Here is a 22,757-nt window from a genome sequence, read left to right on the forward strand (position 1 = left end):
CCCGACGGCGAGGTCGCGCAGATCTACAAGCAGGTGGCGCGCAGCGTGGCCGTGAAGATCGCGCAGCAGGCCAAGGACTTCTCGTCCAAGTTCCCGACCATTGCCGTCTCGAAAGACACCTGACGCCGCGCGCCGCCCGGCGGCAAGCCGCATGAACCTGCTGACCTCGCTGCGCTACCTGGTTGCCCTGAGCGAGCACCGCCACTTTGCCCGCGCGGCGCAGGCCTGCCACATCACGCAGCCGGCGCTGTCCAACGCCTTGCGCGCGCTGGAGAAAGAGTTCGGCACGCCCATCGTGCGGCGCGCCCGCAGCTACGCCGGCCTCACGCCCGAGGGCGAGCGCGTGCTCGCGAGCGCCCGGCGCATGCTGCATGAGCACGCCTTGCTGCAGCAGGAGCTGGCCAGCCGCGCAGGCCACCCCACAGGCCGGCTGCAGCTGGGCGTGGTGCCCACGGCGGTGCCCGTGGCGGCGCGCTTTGCGGCCCAGCTGCGGGCCGCGCACCCGGGCATTGCGCCGGTCGTGCGCGCCCTGAGCTCGCAGGACCTCGAGGAAGGCCTCGAAAACCTGTCGCTCGACCTCGCGCTCGGCTTTACCGACCGGCTGGCCCCGGGCGGCGCCCTGGCCGTGCTGCCGCAGTACGCCGAACACTACTTTCTGGTGCGCCGCCGCCCGGGCGCAGCCTCCGCTGCCGGCGCGCCGCTGCACCTGGGAGCGCCGATGCGCTGGGCCGACGCGGCGCAGCTGCCGCTGTGCCTGCTGACGCCTGAGATGCACAACCGCAGCATCGTCGACAGTGCCTTTGCCCAGGCCGGCAGCGCGGTGCAGCCGGCCATGGAGACCAGCTCGGTGCTGACGCTGACCCTGAGCGTGCTGGCCGGCGACCTGTGCAGCGTGCTGCCCGGCGCCCTGGTCGGCACCGTGCGCAGCGAGGGTGCGCTCGAAGCGCTGCCCCTGGTCGGGCCGGAAATCGTGACGCCGGTGGGGTTCATCCACCTCGCCAAGGCCCAGCCTTCACGGGCACTGGAGGCCGCTCTGGCGCTGGCGCGCGCGCCAGCGTGGCTGGCGGATGTGCGGCAGCACAGCGGGGCGCTGGGCGAGTGAGCGGGGCCTGCGCCCACGGTCCATTCACAAACCGAATCCCCTCATACACCGATCCAATTTGACGCGGCGGCCAGTGCGGGCCACATTGCCGCATGAACCTCTCCAGCGATTCCTCCAGCCCCCCGGCCATACCCGTTGCGACGGTGGACCAGATGCGCGAGCGCATCCGGCGCAACAGCAAGCTCAAGGGCCGCCAGGCCGATGGCATCTCGCTGGACGAGGTGCAGGCGCTGATCGGCCCACGCCCGCCCGAAGGGCACCGGCGCGACCTGCTGATCGAGCACCTGCACCGGCTCAACGACACCTACCGTTGCCTGCACGACCGGCACCTGGTGGCGCTGGCCAAAGAGATGAACATCCCCATGGCCGAGGTGTACGAGGTGGCGACCTTCTACCACCACTTCGAGGTCGTCCGCGGCGACGATGCCGCGCCCGGCCTCACGGTGCGGGTGTGCGATGGGCTGGCCTGCGCCATGGCCGGCGCGCAGGATCTGCTCTCGCGGCTGCCAGCCTTGCTGGGCGGGCAGGGTGTGCGGGTGGTGGCCGCGCCGTGCATCGGCCGCTGCGAGCAGGCGCCGGCGGCGCTGGTGCACCAGACAGCGGTGCCGCACGCCACGCCCGCATCGGTGGTTCAGGCATCAAAAGTGGCTCCAGCGATTGTCCAGCAAGCGCAAGCCGCTATCCCTTTCGTAGCATCCGATTGGGCGGAGAAAAGCATTCCTGCACTCTCCGGCCACACGGGCTACGCGAGCTACCGCGCCCACGGCGGCTACGCGCTGGCGGCGGCGCTGGTGCAGGGCGAGATGGAGACCGAGAGCGTGCTCCAGGCCATGGAAGACTCGGGCCTGCGCGGCCTGGGCGGCGCGGGCTTTCCGGCCGGGCGCAAATGGCGCATCGTGCGCGAGCAAGCCGCGCCGCGCCTGATGGCGGTCAACATCGACGAGGGCGAGCCCGGCACCTTCAAGGACCGCGCGTACCTGGAGCGCGACCCGCACCGCTTCCTTGAAGGCGTGCTGGTGGCCGCGCAGGTCGTGGGCTGCGAGGCGGTCTACCTCTACCTGCGCGACGAGTACCACGATTGCCGCGCGCTGCTGCAGGCCGAGATTGCCCAGCTGCAGGCCGACCCGCCGTGCGATCTGCCGCGGATCGAGCTGCGGCGCGGCGCCGGCGCCTACATCTGCGGCGAAGAGTCGGCCATGATCGAAAGCATCGAAGGCAAACGCGGCGAGCCGCGCATGCGCCCGCCCTATATCGCCCAGGTCGGGCTGTTTGGCCGGCCGACGCTGGAGCACAACTTCGAAACGCTGTATTGGGTGCGCGACATCGTCGAAAAAGGCCCGCAGTGGTTCAGCGGCTTCGGCCGCCACGGCCGCAAGGGGCTGCGCAGTTTCAGCGTCAGCGGGCGGGTGAAGCACCCCGGCGTCAAGCTGGCCCCGGCGGGCATCACGGTGCAGGAACTGGTCGATGAATACTGCGGCGGCATGCAGGACGGCCACCAGCTCTACGCCTACCTGCCGGGCGGCGCCTCGGGCGGGATCTTTCCGGCCAGCCTGGCCAACGTGCCGCTGGACTTCGACACCCTGCAGCCGCACGGCGGCTTCATCGGCTCGGCCGCCGTCATCGTGCTCGGCCAGCACGACCGGGCGCGCGATGCGGCGCTCAACATGATGCGGTTCTTCGCCCACGAGAGCTGCGGCCAGTGCACGCCCTGCCGCGTCGGCACGGCCAAGGCCGCCACGCTGATGGCGGCACCAAGCTGGGACCACGCCACGCTGGAGGATTTGAACCAGGTGATGGCGGATGCGTCGATTTGCGGCCTGGGCCAGGCGGCGCCGAACCCGGTGCGCTGCGTGCAGAAGTATTTTCCCCATGAGGTGGTCTGAATGAACGCTCCCGCCCGACGTGCCGAAGTGGCCGTGCCCACCGTCGCCTTCACGCTCGACCGCCAGACCCTCCACGCCTTCGAGGGCGAAACCATCCTCCAGGCCGCACGGCGCCACGGTGTCGAGATTCCGCACCTGTGCTACCAGGACGGCCTGCGGCCCGACGGCAACTGCCGCGCCTGCGTGGTCGAGATTGCGGGCGAGCGCACCCTCGCGCCCAGCTGCTGCCGCAGCGCCATGCCCGGCATGGAGGTGCAGGCGCAGAGCGAGCGCGCCCTCAAGAGCCAGAAGATGGTGCTGGAGATGCTGCTGTCGGACCTGCCCGAGGCCGGCTACAAGTGGAACGAAGCCGACGAGTCGCTGCAGCACGGCGAACTCAGCGCGTGGGCAGCGCGCATGGAGGTCAGCGTGCGGCCCGAACTCCAGGCCCTGCGCCGCGAGCAGCCTCGGGCCGACCTGTCGCACCCGGCCATGGCGGTCCACCTCGATGCCTGCATCCAGTGCAACCGCTGCGTGCGCGCCTGCCGCGAGGAGCAGGTCAACGACGTGATCGGTTTTGCGCTGCGCGGCGCGCAGAGCGCCATCGTGTTCGATCTGGCCGACCCCATGGGCGAGAGCACCTGCGTCGCCTGCGGCGAATGCGTGCAGGCCTGCCCCACGGGCGCGCTGATGCCCAAGACGCAGATCGGCTCGCAGATCGTCGACAGGAAGGTCGATTCGGTCTGCCCTTTCTGCGGCGTCGGCTGCCTGCTGACCTACAACGTCAAGGACAACCAAATCGTCAGCGTCGACGGCCGCGACGGCCCGGCCAACCAGAGCCGGTTGTGCGTCAAGGGGCGCTTCGGCTTCGACTACGCGCACAGCCCGCAGCGCCTGACGGTGCCCCTGGTCCGCAAGGCCGGCGTGCCCAAGGACCCGGCAGCCTTGCAGTCGCTCAACCGCGACACCGCCGACTGGTCGGAGGTGTTCCGCGAAGCGAGCTGGGAGGAGGCGCTGGCGCTGTCCACCGGTGCGCTGAAAAACCTGCGCGACACCCACGGCAAGAAAGCGCTGGCCGGCTTTGGCTCGGCCAAGGGCAGCAACGAAGAGGCCTACCTGTTCCAGAAGCTGGTGCGCACCGGCTTTGGCTCCAACAACGTCGACCACTGCACGCGCCTGTGCCATGCGTCGAGCGTGGCGGCGCTGCTCGAAGGCGTGGGCTCGGCGGCCGTGAGCAACCAGGTCAACGACGTGGCCCATTCGGACCTGATCTTCATCATCGGCTCCAACCCGACGGCCAACCACCCGGTGGCCGCCACCTGGATGAAGAACGCGGCCCAAAAGGGCGCGAAGATCGTGCTGGCCGACCCGCGCGTCACCGACATCGGCCGGCACGCCTGGCGCACGCTGCAGTTCAAGCCCGACACCGACGTGGCCATGCTCAATGCGCTGATCTACACGGTGATCGAGGAGGGCCTGGCAGACCAGGATTTCATCGACCGGCGCGCCAGCAACTACGAAGCACTGAAGGAAAACGTCAAGGGCTACAGCCCCGAGGCCATGGCCCCGATTTGCGGCATCCCGGCGGCCACGCTGCGCGAAGTGGCACGCGCGTTCGCCCAAGCCCAGGGCGCGATGATTTTCTGGGGCATGGGCGTGAGCCAGCATGTGCACGGCACCGACAACGCCCGCTGCCTGATCGCGCTGAGCACGGTGACCGGCCAGATCGGCAAGCCGGGTTCCGGTCTGCACCCGCTGCGCGGCCAGAACAATGTGCAGGGCGCCAGCGACGCGGGCCTGATCCCCATGATGTACCCCAACTACCAGCGCGTGACGGACAAGTCGGCGCACGCCTGGTTCGAGAATTTCTGGGGCATGCCGCTGGACGACAAGCCCGGCTACACCGTGGTCGAGATCATGCACAAGTGCCTGGCGCCCGACAGCGACCCGCACAAGGTGCGCGGCATGTACATCATGGGCGAGAACCCGGCCATGAGCGACCCCGACCTGAACCATGCGCGCCATGCGCTCGCGAGCCTCTCGCACCTGGTGGTGCAGGACATCTTCATGACCGAAACCGCCTGGCTGGCCGACGTGGTGCTGCCCGCCACGGGCTGGCCCGAGAAAACCGGCACGGTCACCAACACCGACCGCATGGTGCAGCTGGGCCGGCAGGCCATAGCGCCGCCTGGCGACGCCCGGCCCGACCTGTGGATCGTTCAGCAGATGGCCGCCGGCATGGGGCTGGACTGGCGCTACGAGGGCGAACACAGCGGCGTCGCGGCGGTCTACGAGGAGATGCGCCAGGCCATGCATGCGGTGATCTCGGGCATCCGCTGGGAGCGCCTGCAGCGCGAGTCCAGCGTGACCTATCCCTGCCTGAGCGAAGACGACCCGGGTGCACCGACGGTGTTCATCGACCGCTTCGACACCGCCGACGGCCGCGCCAGGCTGGTGCCGGCCGACATCATTCCGGCCGCCGAGCGGCCCGATGCCGACTTTCCGTTCGTGCTGATCACCGGGCGCCAGCTGGAGCACTGGCACACCGGCAGCATGACGCGGCGCGCCGCCGTGCTCGACGCGATCGAGCCGATGGCGATGGCCTCGTTGTGCGGCGCCGATTTGCGGGCGCTCGGCGTGCAGCCCGGCGACGTCATCACAGTGCAATCGCGCCGGGGCGAGGTCGTCATCCATGTGCGCCGCGACGACGGCACGCCGCCCGGCGCGGTCTTCATTCCCTTCGCCTACTACGAGGCGGCGGCGAATCTGATGACGAACGCCGCGCTCGACCCGTTCGGGAAGATCCCGGAGTTCAAGTACTGCGCGGTGGCGATACGGCGTGGCGGCGAAGCGGCGTCGGTGGCAGGCTACGGGGCGGGCGGGGTGAAGACCGCTTTACCCTGAGCTTGGTAGGCGCAGGCAGCACCCAGAAATAAGCTGGGTTTTTGCTGGACAGTGCCAAATGCTAAAATTATGGGCATTTCCCGGCACTGTTCTTTCCCCATGCATCCTATTTTTCCTCCCCTTGGCGCAGGCACAATGGGCCGCCTGCCTGGGGTGAGGAACGTCGTCGCGTGCGAAATCTGGCCGTACAAGCCGGTCGCACATTCCTCCGCCCGGCGATAACTTTTTTCTCTTTTCTGCGCAAACCATCTATCGCCGGGCACCCGCTCAGCGCGATGGCGGCCGTCTGCTGACGTCAGACCTGGCCGCACCTGATGGAGATGCGTCATGTATCCAAACAACGGCGGTGGGTGTGGGCCTGCCGAACCCGCCCTTCGTCCGACCGTCCAGGCTCGACGCGGCCCTGCTGCACGAGACGCTCGCGGCCAACCGGAACCCGGTCAGGATGGCCTGGCCGTGCGCCTCGTGATGGAACGGGATTGAAGGCGATGGAATTCACCAAAAGATTTCTGAGGGCCAAGAATCCCTGCGCCGATGGCTTTCGCTGGTTTGTGCGCAACGTGGAAGACGGCAGCGGCTACCAGGCAGCGCTGGACACGCTGGTCAGTGCCGGCCGCGTGGAGGATGCCCGCTGGCTGCTGGCGCAGTTTGGCCCCACCAACGAAGTGCTGAGCGTCGACTCCCTGGGCGCCGAGGCGATTGTCTTCGCAGGCAGCGTGGAGGTTCGGGGCAACATCGATGTCGATACAGTCATTCAGGCGGGGCGCTCCATCCGGGCCGGCGGCGGTTTGCGCGCCGGTCGCGCCATCGTGGTGGGCGAAGACATTCGGGTGGCAGGCAGCATCTACAGCGGCGGCTCGCTCGAGGCCGGCGGCGGCATCCGGGCCGACTGGGGCATTGAAGTTCAGGAGGCCCTTGTTTGCGGTGGTGATATGCGCGCCGCCTGGGATGTGATCTGCCACGGCAAGCTCTCACTGACGGGCAACGCATTCGTCGGGCAGGACCTGATCGTTCACGGATTGGTCGAGTGCGGCAAGGGCCTGAACGCGGGCGGCGCCATCGTCGGCGCTGACAGCATCCGCGCCGGCCAGGGCATGCTGGCGCGCGGGGCCATCCGCAGCGGCATGCATCTGGAGGCGGGCTGGGGCCTCAAGGCCGGCGAATCCATCCACGCCAAGGGTTCCATCAAGTCCGGTGAGAGCGTGTCTGCGGGCGGTGAAATCCGCGCAGGCGCTGGCTATGGGGTCTATGCCGGCCTGAACGTCCAGCTTGACTCCTGGGAGTCCAGCGCGCAGGTGAGGGCGCAGAAAAAGCCCGAAGGGCTAATGAGCGGCTGCTGGGCGGGGCCAAGCGTTGTGTGAGGCCCGTTGGGCCGCAGCGTGATGCTTTCCCAAGCCCCGGGCGGACAGCACCAATGCGCGGCGCCTTGCGGGGTTCATTCAGCGCAGCGCTGGGGAACTGCCTGCTGCCGGGCGAAGGCCAGGGCGGCTTCGAGCATCCGCCGCAAATGCGGTTGCACGCCCGCTGCGTGTTCCGGCAGGTAGTCGAACGGCATGGCTTCCTGCATGTAGCTGGACTGGGTCATCTCGAGCTGCACGGCGTGGATGTGGTGCGCCGGCTGTCCGTACTGGCGCGTGATGTGGCCGCCCGTGAAGCGGCCGTTGAGCACGCCGGTGTAGCCCGGCGCGGACTGGGCAATGGCCAGCAGCTCGTTGGCCAGTGCCGGGTCGCAGCTGGCGCCGTTGGCCGTGCCCAGGTTCAGGTCGGGCAGCTTGCCCTCGAAAAAGCGCGGCAGCACCGAGCGGATCGAATGCGCGTCCCACAGCATGGCCACGCCGTGCTCGGCCCGGAGGCGGTCCAGCTCGGCGCGCAGCTGCTGGTGGTAGGGCACCCAGAGTGCGTCGCGGCGAGCGGCGACTTCGGCGTCGTCGGGACCGGTGCCGCTGGCATAGACGGGTGTGTTGGCAAAGGTGTCCACCGGGCACAGGCCGGTCACGCTCTGGCCGGGGTAGAGGCTGGCGCCGTCGGGCGGGCGGTTCAGGTCGACCACGTAGCGCGAGTGCGTGGCCACCAGCACCGAGGCGCCGAGTTCGTCGGCAAAGCCGTAGAGGCGTTCCAGGTGCCAGTCGGTGTCGTGCACCTGCTGCGCCTCGGGCGTGAAGCGCGCGGCCAGCGCGGGTGGCACATGGGTGCCGACGTGCGGCATCGAGATCAGCAGCGGCTGCGTGCCCTGGCGGAAGCGGAAGGCGGGTTCGGTGGTGTGAAAACGCATGGTGTCCATCGGTCTGTGGGTGGGTCTTGCGATTATTGGCTCAGCAGGGCGCTGCGGGCCTGCACCAGGCCGGCGATCGCGCCGGCGCTGTCGGCGTGGCGGCCGCCGTGGACGCGGTGCTGGCCGGCCACCCAGACGGCGTCGATGGCCGAGCTGCGGTGGCTGGCAAATACGTGGGCCGACAGCATGTCGGCTGCATTCAGGCCCTGCAGCGAGGGGTGCTGTGCGTCGAGCACGGCGAAATCGGCCTGCTGGCCGGTGGCCAGGCCGCCGACGGCGCGGCCCGCGGCCTGGGCGCCGCCCTGGACCGCGGCGAGCGCCATGGCGCTGGCGACCTGCGGCTGCGCGGCGCTGGCGCAGACGTTGCGCTGGCGCGTGGCCAGGCGCTGGCCGTATTCGAGCAGCATCAGCTCCTCGGCGGCATTGACGCAGGTGTGGCTGTCCGAGCCTATGCCCCAGCGGCCGGCGCCGGCCACCCAGGCCGGCAGGTCGAAAATGCCGTCGCCCAGGTTGCCCTCGGTGCTCGGGCACAGGCCGGCCACGGCGCCCGACGCGGCGGCGCGCGCGTACTCATGGGCGTCCATGTGGGTGGCATGCACCAGGCACCAGCGCGTGTTGACCTCGGCATGGTCGAGCAGCCAGGCCATGGGGCGCTGGCCGCTCCAGGCGACGCAGGCATCCACCTCCTGGGTCTGCTCCGCGATGTGGATGTGGATCGGTGCCGTGGGGTCGATGGCGTCCAGGCCGGCGAGTGCCTCGCGCAGGGCTTCGGGCGGCACGGCGCGCAGCGAATGCGGTGCCAGGCCCAGGCGTGCGCCTTGCGCGTCGCACGGCGGCTTGAGCGTTTCGAGCAGCCGCAGCATGGAGTCGGTCGAGCGGATGAAGCGGCGCTGGCCTTCGTGGGGCGGCAGGCCGCCAAAGCCGCTGGCTTGGTAGAGCACCGGCAGCAGTGTCATGCCGATGCCGGCGCGCCGCGCGGCGCGCAGCAGCGCCCGCGCCAGCGTGGCGTCATCGGCATAGGGCCGGCCGCTCGGGTCGTGGTGCACGTAGTGGAACTCGCAGACCGCCGTGTAGCCGGCTTCGAGCATTTCGACGTACAGGCCGTAGGCGATGGCTTCGAGCTGTTCGGGGCCGAGCTTGGCGGCAAAGCGGTACATCAGCGTGCGCCAGCTCCAGAAGCTGTCTTGGCTGCCATCGGCGTTTTGGCCCCGGTACTCGGTCAGGCCGGCGAGGGCGCGCTGGAAGGCGTGGGAATGCAGATTGGGCATGCCGGGGATGAGGGGGCCTGCTGCGGTGGCGGTTCCTTGGGGAGGCGTTGCCGTGTCGGGCTGGACTTGCGTGAGCTGGCCTTGGTCGTTCCAGGTCAGCAGGACGTCTTGGGCCCAGCCGGTGGGGAGCAGGGCTTGGGGTGCGAAGAGGGTTTGGGTCATGGGCTTTTTTGATGTGCTTTGGGGATTGCGGGGGTCCGGGGCGGGGGGCGCCCGGCCCCGGAACCCCGAGAAACCGACCAATTCCAAAATCCGGGCATCACCGAATCAACCCCTGCCGCACCACCGTCCGCACCGGCTTGCCGCCCAACCAGTACGCCAGTTCGGCCGCCTCGCGCACATTCCACAGCACGAAGTTGGCGGGCACGCCCACGGCGATCACGCCATGCGTGTCCTGCAGCCCCAGCGCCCGCGCGGCATGCGTGGTGATGCCGGCCAGCGCCTCGGGCACGGTCAGGCGAAACAGGGTGCAGGCCATGTTCGCCATCAGCAGCAGGCTCAAGCAGGGCGAGGTGCCGGGGTTGTGGTCGGTCGACACGGCCATCGGCACGCCGGCGGCGCGCAGCGCTGCGATGGGCGGCAGGTGCGTGTCGCGCAGCGTGTAGTAGGCGCCGGGCAGCAGCACGGCCACGGTGCCTGAGGCGCGCATCGCGGCTATGCCGGCCTGCGACAGGTGCTCGATGTGGTCGCACGACAGCGCGCCGTAGCGCGCGGCGAGCTGCGCGCCGCCCATGTCCGACAGCTGCTCGGCGTGCAGCTTGACCGGCAGGCCCAGGGCCTGCGCGGCCCGGAAGACGCGCTCGGTTTCCTCCAGCGTGAAGGCGATGCGCTCGCAGAACACGTCGACCGCGTCGATCAGCCCTTCGGCGGCCAGCGCCGGCATCATTTCCTGGCACACCAGGTCGGTGTAGTCGCTGCTGCGGCCCGCGTACTCGGGCGGCAGGGCGTGGGCGCCGAGGAAGGTGGTGCGCACCGCGACGCCATAGGCCTCGCCCAGGCGGTGGGCCACGCGCAGCTGCTTGCGTTCGTGCTCCAGCGCCAGGCCGTAGCCCGACTTGATCTCGATGGCGCAGACGCCCTCGGCCAGCAGGGTTTCCAGGCGCGCGGCGGCGCTGGCAAACAGGTCGTCCTCGCTCGCCTCGCGCGTGGCGCGCACGCTCGAGACGATGCCGCCGCCGGCCTGGGCGACTTCCTCATAGCTGGCGCCGGCCAGCCGCAGGGCGAATTCGTGGGCGCGCTGGCCGCCATAGACCAGGTGGGTGTGGCAGTCGACGAGGCCGGGCGTGGCGAGCGCGCCGCCGCCATCGTGGCGCGGCAGGTGCGCGTGCTCGGCGGGCAGGTCGGCGGCCGCGCCCACCCACTCGATCAGGCCCCGGTCGACGACGATGGCGGCCTGCGCGCCCGCCTCGAGGGGCGCGGCGGGCGCGGCGCCCGGCGCCAGCCGCAGGCCGGTCCAGACACCGTCGGCGCTGGGGGGAAGATGGGATGCAGGGGTCATGGCGCAGGCTCTCGGTGGACGGTGATTTGCTATTGAATGGATAGCTGTCAGCTATTGCTGGGTAAATGATGGAGGGCGTTTTGATGCAAATTCATGCGGTTCTGTGGCTGTGCGGTTTCAGGGGCTGTGCAGGCGCACCGCCAGCAGCCGGGCGCCGGGTGATTCGGGCTGGACATCCACGGGCTGCATGGCGCCGCTCCAGCGCAGGCCCTCGCCGGTGTGCAGCACCGAGCGGTCGTGGCCCAGCCGCCAGGCACCGCCCAGCGCCAGCAGCAGGCCGTGCGGCGCGGGCGCGATGGCGCCGGCCTGCTCCAGCACATGCAGCTCGGCCTGCCACTGGCCGCGGCGCGCCATCACATTGAAGTCGGTCGATGCGCCGCCCAGCAGCGTGCAGTGGACCGCGGCGTCGCCGCTGAAGGCAAAGGGCTGGCCGGGCGTGTCCAGCCGGTGGTCGATGGCGCCGTCCGGCGACTGCAGCCGCACGCCGCCGCCGTCCAGCAGCACGATGTGGCGGTCCACGCCGGCAAACACCGAAAAAGGCCCGGGCGCCGCGATGCTGGCGATGCTGATGCGCCAGCCGAAGTCGTCCAGCCCGGCGCCGGGCGGCCAGCAGGCGATCTCGCGGGTGCTGCCGCCGCCGTTCTTCCACGGCATCACAGGCAGTTGGTCGCGCGCAAAGCGCTGCAGCGGGGGGGAGGGGGTCATGGGTGCAGCCTCGCCTTGTGCGGCTTACTTCACCATCGGCAGCTTCAGTCCCTGCTTCTTCGCCGTGGCCACGGCCAGTTCGTAGCCGGCATCGGCATGGCGCATCACGCCCGAGCCGCAGTCGTTGACCAGCACGCGCGCCAGGCGCTCGGCGGCGGCGTCGGTGCCGTCGGCGACGATCACCATGCCCGCATGCTGCGAGTAGCCCATGCCCACGCCGCCGCCGTGGTGCAGGCTGACCCAGGTGGCGCCGCCGGCGGTGTTGAGCAGCGCGTTGAGCAGCGGCCAGTCGGAGACGGCGTCGGTGCCGTCGCGCATGGCCTCGGTCTCGCGGTTCGGGCTTGCGACCGAGCCGGTGTCGAGGTGGTCGCGACCGATCACGATCGGGGCCTTGAGCTCGCCGTTCTTCACCATCTCGTTGAACGCCAGGCCCGCGATGTGGCGCTCGCCCAGGCCCAGCCAGCAGATGCGCGCGGGCAGGCCCTGGAAGGCGATGCGCTCGCGCGCCATGTCGAGCCAGCGGTGCGTGTGGTGGTTGTTCGGGAACAGTTCCTTGATCTTCGCATCGGTCTTGTAGATGTCTTCGGGGTCGCCCGACAGCGCCACCCAGCGGAACGGCCCCTTGCCTTCGCAGAACATGGGGCGGATGTAGGCGGGCACGAAGCCCGGGAAGTCGAAGGCGTTCTGCACGCCCTGGTCGAAGGCGACCTGGCGGATGTTGTTGCCGTAGTCCACCGTCGGGATGCCCATGGCCTGGAAGTCCAGCATGGCCTGCACGTGCACGGCGCACGACTGGGCCGCCGCGGTTGTCAGCGCGGCATGCTGCGCGGGGTCGCGCTGCGCGGCCTTCCACTGCGCCACGCTCCAGCCGGCGGGCAGGTAGCCGTTGATCAGGTCGTGCGCCGAGGTCTGGTCGGTCACCAGGTCGGGTCGAATTCCGTTGGGCCCGCCGGCCTGGGCGCGGCGCACCAGTTCGGGCAGGATCTCGGCGGCGTTGCCCAGCAGCGCGATGGAGACGGCTTCCTGGGCCGCCGTGTGCTGGCGGATCAGGCGAATGGCGTCGTCGATGTCCCTGGCCTGCTTGTCGACATAGCGGGTGCGCAGGCGGAAATCGATGCTCGACTGCTGGCATTCGATGTTCAGCGACACCGCGCCGGCCAGCGTGGCGGCCAGCGGCTGCGCGCCGCCCATGCCGCCCAGGCCCGCCGTGAGGATCCACTTGCCAGCCAGGCTGTTGTGGTAGTGCTGTCGGCCGGCCTCGACAAAGGTCTCGAACGTGCCCTGCACGATGCCCTGGCTGCCGATGTAGATCCAGCTGCCGGCCGTCATCTGGCCGTACATGAACAGGCCCTTGCGGTCGAGTTCATTGAAGTGCTCCCAGTCGGCCCACTTGGGCACCAGGTTGGAGTTGGCGATCAGCACGCGCGGCGCGTTCTCGTGCGTCTTGAACACGCCCACGGGCTTGCCCGACTGCACCAGCAAGGTCTCGTCGCTGTTCAGCTCTTTGAGCGACGCGAGGATCTGGTCGTAGCACTCCCAGTTGCGCGCGGCGCGGCCAATGCCGCCGTAGACCACGAGGTTCTTCGGGTCCTCGGCGACCTCGGCGTCCAGGTTGTTCTGGACCATGCGGTAGGCCGCTTCGGTGAGCCAGTTCTTGCAGTTCAGCTGCGTGCCGCGCGGCGCGCGGACCACGCGGCTGGCATCAAAGCGGGGGTCGGTGGGGGTGAATGTCTCGGGGGCGTTCATGGCAAGGACTCCGGTGAAAAAGCAGGGCGGGAACACGGATCAGGCGTGGCTGGGCAGGATGCTGCGCAGCACATCGGGCAGGTCGGCCTGCAGTGCCCACAGGCGCACGGCCTCGATGTCGGGGGCCAGGTAGCGGTCGCTCTCCAGGAAGGCGACCTTCTCGCGCAGCTTGCTGAATTCGGCCTCGACCAGCGGAGAGCTTTTGAGCTTGCGCTTGAGCTCGATGCCCTGCGCGGCGGACATGGCTTCGATGCCGACCACGACGGCGGTGTTGTTGACCATGTCGCCCAGGCGGCGTGCCGCGTAGGTGGCCATGGAGACGTGGTCTTCCTGGTTGGCCGAGGTGGGCAGGCTGTCGACGCTGCCGGGGTGGGCCAGCGACTTGTTCTCGGAGGCCAGCGCGGCGGCCGTGACCTGCGCAATCATGAAGCCCGAGTTCAGGCCGCCGTCGCGCACCAGGAAGGGCGGCAGGCCCGACAGACCGGTGTCCAGCAGCAGCGCGATGCGGCGCTCGGCAATCGCGCCGATCTCGCTGATGGCCAGCGCGATGATGTCGGCGGCAAAGGCCACCGGCTCGGCGTGGAAGTTGCCGCCCGAGATCACTTCCCCGGTGTCGGTGAACACCAGCGGGTTGTCCGACGCGGCATTGGCCTCGATGCGCAGCACACGCGCGGCGTGCGTGAGGTTGTCCAGGCATGCGCCCATGACCTGCGGAATGCAGCGGATGGAATACGGGTCCTGCACCCGGCCGCAGTCGGCGTGCGAGGGCACGATGGCGCTGCCTTCGAGCAGGGCGCGCACGGCCGCCGCGACGGCGATCTGGCCGGGCTGGCCGCGCGCGGTGTGGATGCGCTCGTCAAAGGGCTTGATGGAGCCCTGGATGGCTTCGAGCGACAGCGCGCCCGACATCAGGGCCGAGGCAAACACGTCCTCGGCGCCAAACAGGCCGACCAGCGCCAGCGCGGTGGAGACCTGCGTGCCGTTGAGCAGCGCCAGGCCTTCCTTGGGGCCGAGCACAAAGGGTTCGAGGCCGATGCGGCGCATGGCGTCGGCGCCGCTGACCACGGTGCCGTCGGCCAGGGTGGCCTCGCCTTCGCCGATCAGCACGCAGGCCATGTGGGCCAGCGGCGCCAGGTCGCCCGAGGCTCCGACCGAGCCCTTGGCCGGAATGCGCGGCATCACGCCGGCGTTGAACAGCGCCAGCAGCGCATCGACCAGCTCCGGCCGCACGCCCGAGTGGCCGCGCGCCAGGCTCACCGCCTTGGTCGCCAACACCAGGCGCACCACGGGGGCCGCGAGCGGCTCGCCGGTGCCCACGCTGTGCGAGAGCACCAGGTTGCGCTGCAGGTCGGCCAGGTGGTTGGCGGCGATGCGCGTGCTGGCGAGTTTTCCAAAGCCGGTGTTGATGCCGTAGACCACTTCGTCGTTGTCGAGGATGCGCTGCACCACGGCCTGCGAACGGGCCATGGCACCGCGCACAGACGGGTCGAGCGCCAGGCGCACACCGCCGGCCTGGATGCGGCGCAGCAGGCCCAGATCCACCTGGCCCGGGGTGAGCAGCAGTTCGGCGGGACCAGTCGATGGGGTGGACGAAGCAGAGGAGAACATGCGGAACCTTTGGGAAAGAAGGGTGGGAGGAAGGCGGTGCAAGGGGTGAAAAGGATGTGTTTATTAATGTATAGACAATAAAAGCGCGTGGCAAGTGCTTTGGGCGCTCCCAAAAGCTAGAGAAATCCCTTAGAGGCATGTGGGCGATCTCTGCGAAGCTGCACGGCCGCCCGGCGCCGCACGCGCCCACGGCTGCCACCGCAGCGCTGCGTTCCGTGACCGGCGGCACCGTGAGGAAAGATCGAAACATCCCGCGGAATCCGGGTAAACGCGCATGCCTTGGCAAAAAAACCGGTGCTTTAATATGTATAGGCAAATAAAAGACGGGCTCGATTTTGGCAGTCTTGATGCCCGCGGCACAGCCAGCAAGGGCGGGCCGGTTTTCCAACAAGACCTGGAGACAACATGACAAAACGTCCCTTTCTCAAGAGCCTTGCCGCTGCGGCCATCGCGCTGGCATGCGTCGGCGCCCACGCGCAGGATTCCCTGGCGCGGGTCAAGCAGGCGGGGGTGCTGAAGGTAGGCACCGAAACCGCGTTTGCGCCGTTTGACTTCATCAAGGACGGCAGCCACGCCGGGCTGAACGTGGACCTGTTCAACGAGGTCGCCAAGGAATTGGGTGTCAAGCTGGAGTGGGTGCTGTTGCCGTGGGAGGGCGTGCTGCCCGGGCTGGAGACGAGCAAGTTCGACATGGTGGCCGGCCCGGCCACCATCACCAAGGCGCGCCTGGAGCGCTACCGCTTTTCCGTGCCCGTGGCCGAAGCCACGGCGGCGTTCCTCAAGCGCAAGGGCGATGCCTCGGTCACGAAACCGGCCGACCTGTCGGGCAAGATCGTGGGCGGGGCCAAGAGCTCCGCCCAGCTGATCCAGGCGAAGACGTTTGGCGAAACCTTGCCCGGCAAGATCCAGACGCGCGACTACCCCGGCAACAACGAGGCCTATGCCGACCTGGCAGCCGGCCGGATTTCCGCGGTGTCCAACTCGCTGCCCAACATCGCCTATGTGGCGCAGCAACGCCCCGACACCTTCGAGGTGGTGCAGCCCGCGTTTGGCGCCAAGAGCTACTTCGGCTACATCAGCCGCAAGGACGCCGATGCGGCCAAGCTGGCCGACGCGGTCGATGCGGCGCTGCTGAAGATGAAGCGCGACGGCCGCCTGGCCAGTCTGCAGAAGAAGTGGTTCGGCGAGAGCTTCGATACGCCCGACCAGGCGCCGGCACCCAGCTTCTGAACGGTTTGATCCCCGAGACGGCGGCGGGGTGGCTTCCGGCCCCCTGTCGCCTTCCTCCATTTTTTGAAGCAGAGGCGTGACCCATGTCTTTCAAATTGTTCATGTTGCTGGTGCAGGCCTGCGGCTGGACCCTTGTGATCAGCAGCACCTCCATCGTGGCAGGGCTGGCGCTGGGCACGGTGGTGTCTGCCGCGATGCAGTCCAGCCACCGTGCGCTGTCGCTGGCAGGGCGCACCTTTGTGAGCTTTTTTCGCGGCGCGCCCCTCCTGGTGCAGCTGCTGCTGATCTACAACCTGCTGCCCATGCTGGGGCTGAACGTGCCCAGCATGGTCGCTGCCATCGTGGGGCTGTCGCTGTGCACGGCGGCCTACCAGGCGGAAAACCTGCGCGGCGGCTTCGCCAGCGTGCCGCGCGGCCTGCTGGAGGCGGCCGACATGCTGGGCATGACGCCCTTTCAGCAGTTCTGGCGCATCCGCGCGCCGATTGCGCTGCGCATGACGCTGCCGGCCCTGACCAACGAGGCCATCATGATCTTGAAGGCCTCGTCGCTGGTATCGGTGGTGGGCGTGATCGAGTTGACGCGCATGGCGCAGGACCTGTCGGCCAGCACCTTCCAGCCGCTGCCGCTGTTTGCCGCTGCGGCGCTGCTCTACCTGGTCATCAACAGCGCGGTGGCCCTGGGTGCCCGCCGGCTTGAAGGCTCGTTCCGCTGGGGAGTCAAGGCATGAACTTCGATGTCGACCTGATCGCTTCGTTCGGCCCCGAGTTGCTGCATGCGGGCGGCGTGACCTTCCTGATCTGGCTGGGCGGCGCACTGGCGGCCATTGTGCTGGGCTTTGTGGTGGCCATCGGGCGGCGCTATGGGCCTCCCGCGCTGGACGCGGCGCTGCGCGTCTATGTCGACCTGATCCGCGGCACGCCATTCCTGATCCAGCTGTTTCTGCTGTACTACGGCGGCCCCTTCATCGGCCTGTCGATGGAGCCCGTGCCTGCGGGCCTGCTGGGCCTGGCGGTGTATGGCGCGGCGTATTTCAGCGAGATTTTCCGTGCCGGCTTTGAAGCCGTGCCGCGCGGCCACATCGAGGCAGGCGAGTGCCTGGGGCTGAGCCGTGTGCAGATCGTCCAGCGCATCCTGGTGCCCGAGATGACCATGCTGGTGTTGCCGCCGGCCGTCAACATGGTGATTGTGCTGCTGAAGGAAACCGCGGTGCTGTCCATCATCACCGTGCCGGAGCTGACCTTCCAGGTGGGTTCCCTGGGTTCGGAGAAATACGCCTTCGTCGAAGCGATGTTTCTGCTCGCTTGCTTTTACTGGGCCTTGGTCGAAGTGTGCGGCAGTCTGGGCCGCATGGCCGAAGCCCGCCTTTCCCGATTTGGATTTACCAACCCATGACCGATACCCTCACCCACCGTTCCGCCTTCCCTGTGGCGACTCCAGGCGCCAAGACTTCACCTGCCGCTGAGGCCCCCCGGAGGACCGCCATGACCGCGCATGCCATTTCAGTCCGAGGGGTGAGCAAAAGCTTTGGTCCCGTGGAGGTGCTGCACGGCATCGACCTGGACATCGAGGCCGGTCAGGTGACGTGCCTGATCGGCCCCTCGGGCTCGGGCAAGAGCACGCTACTGCGCTGCATGGCGTTTCTCGAAGAAACCACGGCCGGGTCCATTCTGGTCAACGGGCAGCCGCTGGGTTTCGAGCCAGGTGCCGATGGCCAGCGCGTGCGCCTGAGCCCCGAGCGCATCCGCGCAGTGCGCTCCACCATCGGCATGTGCTTTCAGCAGTTCAACCTGTGGCCGCACATGACGGCGCTGGGCAATGTCAGCGAGGCGCTCAAGACCGTGCGCGGCGTGCCGCGCGCCGAGGCCGAGGAGCGCGCCATGGCGCAGCTCAGGAAGGTCGGCCTCGAGGCCCGGGCCGACCACTACCCGTCGCAACTCTCGGGCGGGCAGCAGCAGCGTGTGGCGATTGCGCGGGCGCTGGCCCTCGAGCCGCAGATCATGCTGTTTGACGAGCCCACGTCGTCGCTCGACCCCGAACTCACGGGGGAGGTGCTCAATGTGATGCGGGCGCTCGCCGAAGATGGCATGACCATGGTGGTGGTCTCGCACGAGATCGGCTTTGCCGCGTCGGTTGGCGCCAAGATCGCCTTTCTCGATCAGGGCAGGCTGCTGCTCGAAGGCAGTCCGCAGCAGGTGTTTGGCAAGCCGCGCCACGCGCGCCTGGACCAGTTCCTCGACACCTACCTGGACCGCGGTGCAGCTATGCTTGTCTGATGACCCTGGACGCCAAGCCCTCCCGACCCGACGCGACCTCTGGCGCGTCCTCCAAGATGCCGCCCAAGGCTGCAGCCCCAGCCGCCGTCAAGGCCGCAGGCAAGGCTGCGGCGGCGGTGCCGGCCAAAGCGCCGGCAGCGGGGCCGGCCGCCACAGGGTCGCTGCACCAGCGCATCCTGAGCGACATCGAGCAGCGCATCCTGAGCGGCGAATGGCCGCCCGGGCACCGTATTCCCTCCGAGCACGAGCTGACGGACATTTACCAGTGCTCGCGCATGACCGTCAACAAGGTGCTGACGCAACTGGCGCGCGCCAACATGGTCGAGCGGCGGCGCAAGGCGGGCAGCTTTGTGATGCGCTCGCATTCGCGCTCGGCGGTGCTCGAAATCCACGACATCCGCGCCGAAGTGCTGGCGCTGGGCCAGCCTTACCGCTACGAGCTGATCGGCCTCAAAAAGCGGCGCAGCCTGCGTGCCGACATGGACGCGCTGGAACTGGACAAGGCCGGGCCGGTGCTGGAGCTGCGCAGCCTGCACTACGCGGGACCGCTGCCGTTCTGCCTCGAACACCGGCTGATCAACCTGGCTGCCGTGCCGCAGGCCGGCAGTGAATCCTTCCAGGACGAGCCGCCCGGCGCCTGGCTGGTCAGCCATGTGCCCTGGACCTCGGCGGAGCACCGCATCCGCGCCGGCGCGTCCGATGCCGGCATGGCGGCTCTGCTGCGGGTGGCGCCCGGTTCGCCGTGCCTGATCATCCAGCGCCGCACCTGGACGGGAGAGAGCCCGGTGACGTTTGTGCGGCTGGCCTATCCGGGCGAAGAGCACGAACTGGTCGCGCATTTCTCGCCCACCAAGGAGGGCAAGGCGGCCAACGCTGGCAGCAACGCCGTCTGAGCGCAGCCGGCGCTGAAGCACCGGGGGCAGCCTTCCGCCTTGCCGGCGGGACGGTCTATTCGCTGGCGAGGCGGTGCCCGGGGCCGGCCTTGAGCCGGCTCAGCGGAATATCCCCGGAGGAAAGCCCGGCCTGCCGCCGTCCCGCGGCCATCACCCACTGCTGGAACTCGCGGCCAAAGGGTTTGTTCAGCGCGGCGCGGTCCCAGGCCAGGAAGTAGGGCTGGGGCAGCTGCAGGCGGTGGTCGAACGGCAGGACCAGGCGCCGCTCCGCGAGGTCGCCGGTGATCATCGCGATCGGTGCCAGCACCAAACCCCGGCCGGCCAGCGCGGCATCGATGGCGGCGCTGGAGAGAGAAAAGGTCAGCGAGCTGTCGACCGCACCGCCGCCGTCCATGCCTGCGCTGCGCGCCCAGTCGGCCCAGTTGGGCGGGGGCCGGTGCACGCGTTCCCAGTCGATGCCGATCAGCGGCAGGTCGAGCAGTTCGGCCGGCGTGCGCACCGTGTGCGACGCCAGCAAATCCGGCGCACACGCCGGCACCACCCAGTCGGTGAACAGCTCGGCGTGGTGCGCATGGTGGCGCGACTGTTCGCCGTACGAGATGCGAAAGTCGGTTTCGCCGCCCTGCAGATCGGGCTCGCGCTCGGCGCCCACCAGGCGCAGCCGGGCGCCCGCATGCGCCGCCTGCCAGTCAAACAGCAGCGTGCCCAGCCACTTGCTGGCCACCGAGGACAGGCAGCTCACCGTCAGGCCGCTTTCGGTGCGCAGCCGCCACAGGCTTTGCTGCGCGGCACGCAGGCGGTCGAATGCCGTGCCCAGCTCCTTGTGGTAGAGCCGTCCCCAGGTCGACAACTCCATGCCTTTGCCGCGCCGCTCGAACAGGCGCAAATCGAGCAGTTCTTCGAGTTTGCGCACCTGCTGGCTCACGGCGCCGGCCGACACGCCCATCTCCAGCGCGGCAGCCATCACGCTGCCGGTGCGCGCCACGGCCTCGAAGGCCTGCAGGGCGCGCAAGGGCGGCAGTTGCTGAGGGGGCATGGCGGGCGAAGAGCGCATGGCGGCACGGCTTTTTGAACACAGCATTGAGTTTAGCTTTTCTAAAGAAGAACGCAGATCAATTCGCTTGTTGCAGGCGGTGGCATTGGCTATGGTGTGGCACCGCAATCCGCTTTTGCAGAGAGGAAATCCGCCATGTTTTTACGCAATGCCTGGTACGTCGCAGCCCGGGAAAACGACGTTGCCGACAAGCCCGTTCCCGTCAAGGTCCTGAACGAGAAAATCGTGCTGTTTCGCAAGACCGACGGGCAGGTCGCGGCGCTCGAAGACGCCTGCCCGCACCGCAAGCTGCCGCTGTCCATGGGCCGCATCAAGGGCGACGAGATCGAGTGCGGCTACCACGGCATGATGTTCGACTGCTCGGGCAGCTGCACCCGGGCTCCGGCCACCGACCGGCCGCCTCCGGGCGCCCGCGTGCGCTCGTACCCGATGGCGGTGCGCTACGGCCTGCTGTGGATCTGGATGGGCGATGCGGCCTTGGCCGATTCCGACACGATCTTTGCGGTCGAGCACTGGGGCGACCCGGCCTGGGGCATGAACCAGGGCGACGGCATGGAGATCGCGTGCAACTACCTCTACATGACCGACAACCTGCTGGACCCCACGCACGTCGCCTGGGTGCACCAGAGCTCGTTCGCCAGCGCGGCCTGCGAAGACACGCCGCTGCAGACCACCGTGGCGGACAGCGGCGTGACCGTGTGGCGCTGGATGAACGACGTGGACCCTGCGCCGTTTTACGCGCCCTTCCTCAAGTTCAAGGGCCGCTGCGACCGCAAGCAGCAGTACGAAGTGCGCTACCCCAGCCACGCCCTCATCAAGGCCATCTTCACCCCGGCCGGAACGGGCGGCGAAGGCCAGCCGCTGCATGAGGACGTGTTCATCATGGACAGCTACAACTTCATGACGCCGATCGACGAGAACACCACCAAGTACTACTGGTTCCAGATGCGCAACTTCGCGCCCGACGACGCCGAAGTCTCGCGCCAGTTCGCCACCTCGGTGCGCGGCGCGTTCGAGGAAGACCGGGTCATCCTGCAGGCCGTGCACCAGGGGCTGGCCGAAAAGACCTCGCCCAATATCGATTTGAAGATCGATGTCGGACCGCTGCGCTTTCGCCGCCGGCTCGCGCAGCTGATCGAGGCCGAGCGCGCGCAGGCCGCCCAGCCGGCCGTGGCAGAAACGGCATGAACCCCTCTTGCGCCGCGCGCGGCTTTCGCCCGCTGAAGGTGATCGACAAGGTCCGCGAGAGCAGCACCATCACGTCGTTTCACCTGGCGCCAGCCGAGCCCGGCGGTTGGCGCGCCTTTGAACCGGGGCAGTTCCTGGTCTTCCGCTTTCCGGCCGACAACGAGCGCGGCCATGTGCTGCGCACCTACAGCGTCTCGTGCGCCCCCGGCCACCCGGGGCGCTACCGCATCTCGGTCAAGCGCGAAGCGGCGCCCCACCCCGGCCTTCCCGACGGCCTGGGGTCATGCCACCTGCACGACACCGTGGCGGTGGGCGACACACTGATGGCCGACGGCCCGCGCGGCGACTTCCACCTGGACCGCACGAGTGCGCGCCCCGTGGTGCTGCTCTCGGGCGGTGTGGGGCTGACGCCGATGGTGTCGATGCTGCACGCGCTGGCCGAGCAGAGCGACCGGCGCGCCGTCTTCATCCACGCCTGCGACAACGGCGAGGTGCACGCGCTCGGCGACGAGGTGCGCGCGCTGGCGGCCTCGCGGCCCGGCATCGACGCGCATTTCGTCTACCGTTTCCCCACCGAGGCCGACCGCGCAGCCAAGCGCCACCAAGCCGAGGGCGTGGTCACGCGCGAGCTGCTGCAGCGCCTGCTGCCGCTGGACGACTACGCGTTCTACCTGTGCGGGCCGCCGCCTTTCATGCAGGCGGTGTTCCGGCTGGTGCGCAGCCTCGGCGTGGCCAAAGAGCGCATCGCCTACGAGTTCTTCGGCCCGGCGACCGTGCTGGAGCCCGACGGGGCCGTGGCAAGGGCCGCGCCGGTGCCGGCCGCCGCCGCGCCAGCGCCGCCCACCACACCCGCCGCTGGCGCCGCGGCAGACGGCGCCATCACCGTCACCTTTCGCCAAAGCGGCCGCAGCGCCCGCTGGGCCGACGGCACCGAGTCGCTGCTGTCGTTTGCCGAAAGCCACGGCCTGGCGCCCGAGTTCAGCTGCCGCGCCGGCGTGTGCGGCACCTGCAAGACCGGCCTGGTCGACGGCGAGGTGAGCTACTTCGAAGAGCCGCTTGACGACCCCGGCGCCGGGCAGGTGCTGATCTGCTGCGCCCGACCCCAGGGCAACCTGGTGCTCGACCTTTGATCTTTGACCCTTTCCGGACTGTC

18 protein-coding genes and 1 pseudogene are annotated in these 22,757 nt (G+C 68.9%); 12 read left to right on the plus strand and 7 right to left on the minus strand.

Annotated features, from left to right (window positions below; all coding sequences use genetic code 11):
* From B2J89_RS22730 to B2J89_RS09705, 5 genes and pseudogenes are all read left to right on the plus strand, one after another.
* Nucleotides 1–123: pseudogene (locus B2J89_RS22730) on the plus strand (iron-sulfur cluster carrier protein ApbC); the annotation flags it as partial.
* Between the two features lie 28 nt (nucleotides 124–151).
* On the plus strand, nucleotides 152–1,102 hold the full coding sequence (locus B2J89_RS09690; RefSeq protein WP_169168876.1) for a LysR family transcriptional regulator: 951 nt from the start codon (nucleotides 152–154) through the stop codon (nucleotides 1,100–1,102).
* A gap of 92 nt (nucleotides 1,103–1,194) precedes the next feature.
* Nucleotides 1,195–2,985: an NADH-ubiquinone oxidoreductase-F iron-sulfur binding region domain-containing protein gene (locus tag B2J89_RS09695; RefSeq protein WP_169168877.1), complete on the plus strand. Its 1,791-nt coding sequence runs from the start codon at nucleotides 1,195–1,197 to the stop codon at nucleotides 2,983–2,985.
* A complete protein-coding gene (gene fdhF / locus B2J89_RS09700; RefSeq protein ID WP_169168878.1) occupies nucleotides 2,986–5,868 on the plus strand; it encodes a formate dehydrogenase subunit alpha in 2,883 nt (960 codons plus the stop codon).
* Nucleotides 5,869–6,356: 488 nt separating this feature from the next.
* Nucleotides 6,357–7,229, plus strand: a complete 873-nt coding sequence (locus B2J89_RS09705; protein WP_169168879.1) for a hypothetical protein — start codon at nucleotides 6,357–6,359, stop codon at nucleotides 7,227–7,229.
* A 74-nt stretch (nucleotides 7,230–7,303) separates the two neighbouring features.
* On the opposite strand, the gene hutG is transcribed toward B2J89_RS09705, so the two are convergent.
* The 6 genes from hutG to hutH form a co-directional block, all read right to left on the minus strand.
* Complete coding sequence (gene hutG, locus B2J89_RS09710; protein ID WP_169168880.1) at nucleotides 7,304–8,140, minus strand: N-formylglutamate deformylase; 837 nt, start codon at nucleotides 8,138–8,140, stop codon at nucleotides 7,304–7,306.
* A 32-nt stretch (nucleotides 8,141–8,172) separates the two neighbouring features.
* Complete coding sequence (locus B2J89_RS09715) at nucleotides 8,173–9,570, minus strand: formimidoylglutamate deiminase (RefSeq protein ID WP_169168881.1); 1,398 nt, start codon at nucleotides 9,568–9,570, stop codon at nucleotides 8,173–8,175.
* Between the two features lie 97 nt (nucleotides 9,571–9,667).
* Nucleotides 9,668–10,906: an imidazolonepropionase gene (hutI, locus tag B2J89_RS09720; RefSeq protein ID WP_169168882.1), complete on the minus strand. Its 1,239-nt coding sequence runs from the start codon at nucleotides 10,904–10,906 to the stop codon at nucleotides 9,668–9,670.
* 117 nt (nucleotides 10,907–11,023) lie between these two features.
* Nucleotides 11,024–11,611 carry a HutD family protein gene (locus B2J89_RS09725; RefSeq protein ID WP_169168883.1) on the minus strand — a complete coding sequence of 196 codons (588 nt, stop codon included), beginning with the start codon at nucleotides 11,609–11,611 and terminating at the stop codon, nucleotides 11,024–11,026.
* 24 nt (nucleotides 11,612–11,635) lie between these two features.
* Nucleotides 11,636–13,357 (minus strand): urocanate hydratase, encoded by a 1,722-nt coding sequence (hutU, locus tag B2J89_RS09730; RefSeq protein ID WP_169168884.1) that lies wholly within the window; start codon nucleotides 13,355–13,357, stop codon nucleotides 11,636–11,638.
* Nucleotides 13,358–13,396: 39 nt separating this feature from the next.
* Nucleotides 13,397–14,965, minus strand: a complete 1,569-nt coding sequence (gene hutH, locus B2J89_RS09735) for a histidine ammonia-lyase (RefSeq protein ID WP_169168885.1) — start codon at nucleotides 14,963–14,965, stop codon at nucleotides 13,397–13,399.
* A gap of 405 nt (nucleotides 14,966–15,370) precedes the next feature.
* Between hutH and B2J89_RS09740 the strand changes: the two genes are divergently transcribed.
* The 5 genes from B2J89_RS09740 (at nucleotide 15,371) to hutC (ending at nucleotide 19,362) form a co-directional block, all read left to right on the plus strand.
* Complete coding sequence (locus tag B2J89_RS09740; RefSeq protein ID WP_169168886.1) at nucleotides 15,371–16,195, plus strand: transporter substrate-binding domain-containing protein; 825 nt, start codon at nucleotides 15,371–15,373, stop codon at nucleotides 16,193–16,195.
* 83 nt (nucleotides 16,196–16,278) lie between these two features.
* On the plus strand, nucleotides 16,279–16,923 hold the full coding sequence (locus B2J89_RS09745) for an amino acid ABC transporter permease (RefSeq protein WP_169168887.1): 645 nt from the start codon (nucleotides 16,279–16,281) through the stop codon (nucleotides 16,921–16,923).
* Nucleotides 16,920–17,588, plus strand: a complete 669-nt coding sequence (locus B2J89_RS09750) for an amino acid ABC transporter permease (protein WP_169168888.1) — start codon at nucleotides 16,920–16,922, stop codon at nucleotides 17,586–17,588. The genes B2J89_RS09745 and B2J89_RS09750 overlap by 4 nt, the downstream gene beginning before the upstream one ends.
* Nucleotides 17,589–17,677: 89 nt before the next feature.
* Nucleotides 17,678–18,469: an amino acid ABC transporter ATP-binding protein gene (locus tag B2J89_RS09755; RefSeq protein WP_169168889.1), complete on the plus strand. Its 792-nt coding sequence runs from the start codon at nucleotides 17,678–17,680 to the stop codon at nucleotides 18,467–18,469.
* On the plus strand, nucleotides 18,469–19,362 hold the full coding sequence (gene hutC / locus B2J89_RS09760) for a histidine utilization repressor (protein ID WP_240964812.1): 894 nt from the start codon (nucleotides 18,469–18,471) through the stop codon (nucleotides 19,360–19,362). The genes B2J89_RS09755 and hutC overlap by 1 nt, the downstream gene beginning before the upstream one ends.
* Before the next feature lie 55 nt (nucleotides 19,363–19,417).
* On the opposite strand, the gene B2J89_RS09765 is transcribed toward hutC, so the two are convergent.
* Complete coding sequence (locus B2J89_RS09765; protein WP_169168890.1) at nucleotides 19,418–20,398, minus strand: LysR substrate-binding domain-containing protein; 981 nt, start codon at nucleotides 20,396–20,398, stop codon at nucleotides 19,418–19,420.
* Between the two features lie 153 nt (nucleotides 20,399–20,551).
* Here B2J89_RS09765 and B2J89_RS09770 point away from each other — a divergent pair, with 153 nt between their 5' ends.
* On the plus strand, nucleotides 20,552–21,604 hold the full coding sequence (locus B2J89_RS09770) for an aromatic ring-hydroxylating dioxygenase subunit alpha (RefSeq protein WP_169168891.1): 1,053 nt from the start codon (nucleotides 20,552–20,554) through the stop codon (nucleotides 21,602–21,604).
* The gene (locus B2J89_RS09775; RefSeq protein WP_169168892.1) at nucleotides 21,601–22,734 is read left to right on the plus strand and encodes a 2Fe-2S iron-sulfur cluster-binding protein; all 1,134 of its coding nucleotides are present in this window, start codon (nucleotides 21,601–21,603) and stop codon (nucleotides 22,732–22,734) included. Before B2J89_RS09770 ends, B2J89_RS09775 begins: the two co-directional genes overlap by 4 nt.
* Nucleotides 22,735–22,757 lie beyond the last annotated feature (23 nt).

It is taken from the genome of Acidovorax sp. SRB_24 (assembly GCF_012931925.1).